General features: G+C 63.7%; 7 protein-coding genes. 3 read left to right on the forward strand and 4 right to left on the reverse strand.

The features are described from left to right. Together AHiyo1_RS01000 and AHiyo1_RS01005 are read left to right on the forward strand one after the other, a co-directional pair. Positions 1-510 (forward strand): alpha-amylase family glycosyl hydrolase (locus AHiyo1_RS01000; RefSeq protein WP_445286175.1); only part of this gene is annotated, 510 nt, incomplete at its 5' end. Between the two features lie 105 nt (positions 511-615). After that, positions 616-1,581: an aldo/keto reductase gene (locus AHiyo1_RS01005; protein WP_059387327.1), complete on the forward strand. Its 966-nt coding sequence runs from the start codon at positions 616-618 to the stop codon at positions 1,579-1,581. A 107-nt stretch (positions 1,582-1,688) separates the two neighbouring features. On the opposite strand, the gene AHiyo1_RS01010 is transcribed toward AHiyo1_RS01005, so the two are convergent. From AHiyo1_RS01010 to AHiyo1_RS01025, 4 genes are all read right to left on the reverse strand, one after another. Then, on the reverse strand, positions 1,689-2,609 hold the full coding sequence (locus AHiyo1_RS01010) for a TauD/TfdA dioxygenase family protein (RefSeq protein ID WP_059387328.1): 921 nt from the start codon (positions 2,607-2,609) through the stop codon (positions 1,689-1,691). A gap of 53 nt (positions 2,610-2,662) precedes the next feature. Beyond that, positions 2,663-3,571, reverse strand: coding sequence for an ABC transporter permease (locus tag AHiyo1_RS01015; RefSeq protein ID WP_059387329.1), 909 nt, complete (start codon positions 3,569-3,571; stop codon positions 2,663-2,665). Next, positions 3,571-4,494, reverse strand: coding sequence for an ABC transporter ATP-binding protein (locus tag AHiyo1_RS01020; protein ID WP_059387330.1), 924 nt, complete (start codon positions 4,492-4,494; stop codon positions 3,571-3,573). Before AHiyo1_RS01020 ends, AHiyo1_RS01015 begins: the two co-directional genes overlap by 1 nt. A 146-nt stretch (positions 4,495-4,640) precedes the next feature. Next, on the reverse strand, positions 4,641-5,540 hold the full coding sequence (locus AHiyo1_RS01025) for an ABC transporter substrate-binding protein (protein WP_253257102.1): 900 nt from the start codon (positions 5,538-5,540) through the stop codon (positions 4,641-4,643). A gap of 424 nt (positions 5,541-5,964) precedes the next feature. Here AHiyo1_RS01025 and AHiyo1_RS01030 point away from each other — a divergent pair. Next, a partial coding sequence (locus AHiyo1_RS01030) for an HpcH/HpaI aldolase/citrate lyase family protein (protein WP_253257103.1) occupies positions 5,965-6,388 on the forward strand: 424 nt, incomplete at its 3' end.

The following is a 6,388-nucleotide window of genomic DNA, read 5'->3' on the forward strand; positions in this document are numbered from 1 at the left end:
CTCATGTTCGCACTGCCGGGTTCCGCGTACCTGTACCAGGGCGAAGAACTTGGCCTGCAGGAAGTCGGCGACATCGCGGCCGGCCAGCGCCAGGACCCCGCGTTCTTCCGCAACCCGGGAGTGGACGTCGGCCGGGACGGCTGCCGTGTCCCGCTGCCGTGGACCAGCGAAGGTTCCTCGTTCGGTTTCGGCGAGGGACATGCCCACTTGCCGCAGCCTGAATGGTTCGCGGGCTACGCAGTGGAGGCGCAGGACAACGTTCCCGGTTCCACGCTCGAGCTGTACCGCAAGGCCCTGGAACTGCGTTCGGAACTGCGGGCGGCCGAGGACCTTGAATGGATCCCCTCCGGCAACGAGTCGGTGCTGCACTTCGCGCGGCCCAACGGCTGGCAGTCGGTGACGAACTTCGGCACCGAGCCGGTGGCACTTCCGGAAGGCACCGTCGTCGTGAGCAGCGCACCGCTCGACGGCGGCAAGCTCCCGGCAAACACGACCGCCTGGATCGTCTAACCCGCTAACCCGCACCCCCCTACCCAACTGGCCCGCAGTTAACGTCGTTTTGAAGGCTGTAAACGACAACAACTGCGGGCCAGTTGCACGTGAAAGAGTTGGAAAATGACTGCACAAAGTGAAACAGCCGCGGGCCGGCTCATCTACGGCTGCATGGGCCTTGGAGGTCCCTGGGAGGGCAGCGAATACGCAGCTGCCGAGATCGAGCGGGCCGCGGCCGCGATCGAGGCCGCCATGGGCATCGGGATCACCCTGTTCGACCACGCCGACATCTACCGCAGCGGCAAGTCCGAGGCCGTCTTCGGTGAAGTCCTGGCTCAGACGCCGGGGCTGCGGGATAAGATCCAGCTCCAGACCAAGTGCGGAATCCGGCTAAGCCGGCCTGGGGTCGACGGACACTACGACCTCAGCAAGGACGCCATCCTGGAGCGGGTCAATGGAAGCCTGGACCGGCTGAGGACCGACTACGTCGACGTGCTGCTTCTCCACCGCCCCGACCCCCTGATGGAACCCGCGGAGGTGGCGTCCGCCGTCGGGCAACTCATGGCGGAAGGCAAGGTGCGGCAATTGGGCGTGTCCAACATGTCGGGCGCGCAGATCGCTTTCCTGCAGGACCGGCTGGAGGTGCCGATCGTGGCCAACCAGCTGGAAATGAGCCTGCACCGGCGGGCATGGCTCGAGAGCACGGTCCTGGTCAACCATGACGATGCCCTTGGCTACAGTTTCCCGCACGGCACTTTGGAACACTGCGTCGCGCAGGGGATTGAGCTGCAGGCCTACGGTTCCCTCGCCCAGGGCCGGTACACGGGCTCGACGCCGGATGCCCCGACTGCCGCGGACGCTGCGACTTCCGCTCTTGTCGCCGAGCTTGCGGAAGCAAAGGGTGTCACTCCCGAGGCCGTGTTGTTGGGGTGGCTCATGAAGCATCCGGCACGCATTTCCCCGGTGCTCGGCAGTTCCAACCCGGCGCGGATCGCTGCCTGCGCGGACGCTGCCGCCGTTGCCGCAGCCATGACGCGCGCCGAGTGGTATGGCCTGTGGGTGGCTGCGCGGGGCAGCAAGCTCCCCTAAAGCGCGTTAAACCCAACTAGCTCGCATTAGATGTCGTTATGAGCCCTGAAAACGACATTAAATGCGAGCTAGTTGGCTAAGGCAGCTACAACAGCACATGCGTGCTACTACAGCGGCGCGACAACTGAGTAGGTGCTCGAGTCACCTTGGATCGACTGGCTCGGCTTGCCGTCCACGCCCACCGGGATGTCGCCGGCGATAGTCACTCGGTTGAGCTTGCGCGGCTGGCCGTCGTAGTTGTCCGGCGCGTAGTGCTGGGTGATGCGGTTGTCGAAGAGCACCAGCTGGTTCGGCTCCCAGTTCACGCGCACCACGTTCTCCGGACGGGTGACGTAAGCCTGGAGCAAGCGGATGATGTCCTTCGACTCGGTGTTGGACAGCCCCACGATCCGAAGGCGCTGCGCGAAGCCCCCAATGAACAATCCGCGCTCCCCGGTCAGGGGATGGACACGCACCACGGGGTGGGCGGTTTCGAACTTGATTCGGGTGAATTCCTTGCGGCGCTCATCGGCGTTCTCATGTTCCAGGTTCTTCGGCACCGAGTAGTCGTAGTCGTTGGTGTGGATGGCCCAGAGCGTGTCCGCGAAGCTCCGGAGCTCGTCCGGCAAGTCTGCGTACGCTCCCGCCGAAGAAGCAATCAGGGTTTCGCCTCCATAGGACGGAAGATCGATGCTGCGCAGAGTGGAAGCCTGCGGCGGGTTGACCACGAATGTGACGTCGGTGTGCCAATTGTTGGCGGAACCGTTCTCGCTGTCCACGGGCAGGACGTTCTCTTCGCCCTCCACGGAGGCCACGGTCGGATGGGCGGTAGTGAGCGGGCCGAAATGGCTGGCGAATTTCACCTGGGCCTCGTCGCTGAGAATGTTGGCCTCCCGGAAAACGAGGGCCTTGTGTTCGTTGAGCGCGGCCCGGATCTGCCCCACGGTTTCCGGGGAGAGATCGCCGCTAAGGTCGAAGCCGCGGATTTCGGCGCCGATCCGGGATCCGAGCTTGGCGAATTCGAGTTTGGTTTCGGTAATGATGGACATTTTTGTTCCTTTTCTGTGGTGACTTGGTTGTGACTAGATGGATGGATTGACGGTCAGGACCCGCTCCCGACGGCGGTCCGCCAGCGGGAGAAATGCCGTTCCAGGGCTACAAGGAGGAAATTCACGGCCAAGCCCAGAAGGGACACCGTGAGGATGCCGGCGTACATGTCCGGGATGAGGAAACTGCTCTGGGCATTCACGATCAGGTAACCGAGCCCGGCCTTCGCCCCCACCATTTCCGCGGCGATCAACACCAGGATGGACGCCGTGCCGGCCATGCGGATTCCCGTGAAAATGGTGGGCACCGCAGAAGGCAGGATCACTTTGCGGAAGAGCGAAAGGCTTGAGAGGCCGAGCGACTTCGCGGCCCGGATGAGCAGCGGGTCCACCGTCTTCACCCCGGCGATCGTGTTCAGCAGGACCGGAAAGAACGCCGCGTAGGCCACGATGCTGATCTTGGACTCCTCGCCGATCCCCAGCAGCAGCGTGAACACAGGCAGCAGGGCAAGCGCGGCTGTGTTCCGGAACAGTTCCAGGAGCGGGTTCAGCACCGCATTGAGCCGCCCGTACCAGGCGATCAGCAAACCGAGAGTAACGCCAGCCACGAGGGCTGCGCCGAATCCCGTCACCGAACGGGTGAGGCTCGCGGCCAAATGCCCCTGGATGGTGCCGGATTCGAACAGCTTCCCCCATGCTTCCAGGACCACATGCAATGGCGGCAGGAATACCCGGGTCGAGGGGCTGGCCAGAAATGTCGGCCCCAGTTCCCAGAGAGCCAAGAAGGCGATGATCCCCGCGGCCTTCCACAGGCCGGAACCGGCGCGGGCGGCTGCGGTCCGCACAAAGGCGAGAGTCGCCGTCGTGCTCAGACGCCCCGCCTCAACGGAACCGGAGTGCCCGACGGCGGGAGCTTGCTTGGGTGCGGCGCTCGCCGCGGGCTGTTGCGTGAGAGTCGTGGTCATCAGGCCGCGCTCCTTTCGAGAGTTGTTCCAGGGACTTCATCCGGGGCCGTGCCGTCGGGCAGGATCTTGCGATGGCCGGCATCCTGGGCAAGGCGGACTTCGTCGTGCAACAGGGTCCAGACCTTGTGCCGCTGTTCGACGAAGGCGGGGTGCGAGCGGATGTCGTCCTCGCCGTCGCGGTCCGGGATGTCCACGTCCACGATTTGCTTGAGCTGTCCGGGCCGGGCGCTGAGGACGGCGACGCGCTGCCCCAGGTACACGGCCTCGTCGATGCCGTGGGTGATGAAGACGATTGTCTTGCCCGTGGCCCGCCAGATCCGCAGGAGTTCGTCCTGGAGTTGTTCACGCGTCTGGGCGTCCAAGGCGGCGAAGGGTTCATCCATGAGGAGCACATCGGGCTCGTAGGCGAGGCTCCGGGCAATGGCCACCCTCTGCTTCATGCCGCCCGAAAGCTCATGCGGGAAACGGTCCTCGAAGCCGGCCAAGCCAACCAGCTTGAGGTATTCCCTTGCTTTGGCGGCACGTTCGCGGCGGTTGAGCTTGCGGCCGTCGGTTCCCTTGCCTTCGAGTCCGATCGACACGTTGGCCGACGCCGTGCGCCAGGGGAAGAGTGCGTACTGCTGGAAAACCACGGCACGGTCCTTTCCGGGTCCCGTCACTGGCTGGCCGTCCACCAATACCTCGCCGGAGGTGGGCGTGGACAGGCCAGCCAGGAGGTCCAGCAAGGTGGTCTTGCCGGAACCGCTGGGCCCCACCAAGGTGAGGAATTCGCCGTCGCGCACGTCCAAGCTGAGGGAACTAATGGCGGTCAGTGTGGTGGGCTCTTTCGCGCCTGGCTTGCCTGTCGCGCCGGCCCTGCCGCCTTTTCCGGGGCGGACGGTGAATTGCTTGGTGACATTTCGGAGGCTGATTTTGGCGGTCATCACTATCTTCGCGGTACTTGGGGTTGGGGCGCTTGCTGCGAGATCGTTGAATTTGTTGGTGTAGTACTTCGACGGTGTGAGGTCGTTCTTGACGATCCCCGAGCTCTTCAGCCACGCGGACCAGCGCGTGAAGTCCTCGTCCTTGATCACGCCGTTGTCGGGGACGCCAGGGCTCTTCCAGTACTGCAGGTTCGCGGTGCTCTCATTGCGTCCGCGGGCGCGATGATCTTCTTGAAGCGCGCGATCACTTGGTCGCGCGGCGTCTCGGTCTCCCACTTGATGGCCTTGGCCACGCCCGTAGCGAAGATCCGGGCTGTGTTGGGGTTCTTGGCGATGAAGTCGTTGCGGAGCACGTACTGTCCGCCGGCAAAGGTGCCGAAGAGTTCATAGTCGTTGAAGAGCGAGCGCAGTCCACCGGCGGCAACGGCATGGTCCTGCAGGACCCCGCCCAAGCTTCCAACATCAACCTGGCCGCGGCGTACGGCTTCTTCGGTGTCGTTGGGCGCGAGCACTACCAGCTGTACCTGCTTGATTTCGTCCTGACTGAGGCCGTTCTTGCTGAGGTAGGTGTTGATGACGGCTTCCGAATGTGCGCCCAGGGTGTTGACGGCGATCTTCTTGCCGATGAGGTCCCTGGCAGTCTTGATGGCGCTGTCCGCCTTGACGTAGAAGCCGTTGAACGTCTTGGCATCTTCGCCGTAATAGTTCACGACGGCGGTCACGGGAGCCCCTGCCTCGATCAGCTTCACGACGGCCCCGGCGAACGCGCCGCCGAAGTCGGTCTGGTTGGTGGCAGCCGACTGGATGTCCTGGGGGCCGCTGGTGGTGTTGCCTACCCAGTTGAGTTTGATGTCGCCCAGGTAACCGAGGTCCGCCGCCAGTTCAGGGAGGCCGACGTTGTTGGCCGAGCCTTGGTAGCGGAGTTCTTTGACTTCTGCTTGACCGGCTGTTTGGTCTCCCGCTTGGGCATTGCCGCCGCAGCCGGTCACCGTCAGCGCAAGTACGACGGCGGCCGCGACGCTTAGCAGGGGCTGGTGCAGTTTCATGGGAGCTACTTTCTGGGGAGTGGAATTCGTGGGTCCGGACCTGTTCTGGAATAGACCGAACTGCCGGTGGGAACGATGTAAGCGCATGTCCACTGGTCAGGGGAAGCCCGGCAGTAACCCTCGGAAACGCCGGGAAACCGAGGGCAATCCGGCGAAATCCCCGCGCAACTCCGGGCAACAGGGGGACACATTTCGCCCTGCGTGGCTGGGTTGAGCTGGTTTGAGCTGGTTTGAGCTGCGGGCTCCCCAAAGCGCGCCAAACCCAACTAACTCGCATTAGATGTCGTTTTGACGGCTCATAAGGACAACAACTGCGAGTTAGTTGGGGGCGGGGCCTCCTGTCACAATCGTTTTGTTCGTATTGATGCTCACACCGGTGCCCGATTCTTAGCGTTCCCGGCGGCTGGCCGGATACGGTAGATACATGACGTCTAGCACCGCCGCCGAGTCCATTCGGTCCACCCGCAACATTCCCGCCGAGATTGCACGCTCCTGGCTCCTCGTGAACGCCATGAAGACGGAGCTTTTCGACCAGTCGGCCTCATCGCGTGCGGACGCCATCATCCTTGACATCGAAGACGCCGTGGACCCGTCCCAGAAGGACATTGCCCGCGAGAACGTCATCAACTGGCTGACCGCCGGCGGCCAGGCATGGGTCCGCATCAACGACGCCACGAGCCCGTTCTGGGCCGATGACCTCGCCGGACTGCGTGGCACGCCCGGCCTGCTGGGCGTCATGCTGGCCAAGACGGAGTCCGCGGACCAGGTCACCGAGTCCTTCCACCGCATGGACGGCAAGACCCCGGTCATCCCGCTCGTGGAGTCGGCCCTCGGAATCGAGGAAGCCA

This window comes from Arthrobacter sp. Hiyo1 (assembly GCF_001263615.2).
Classification (GTDB): domain Bacteria; phylum Actinomycetota; class Actinomycetes; order Actinomycetales; family Micrococcaceae; genus Arthrobacter.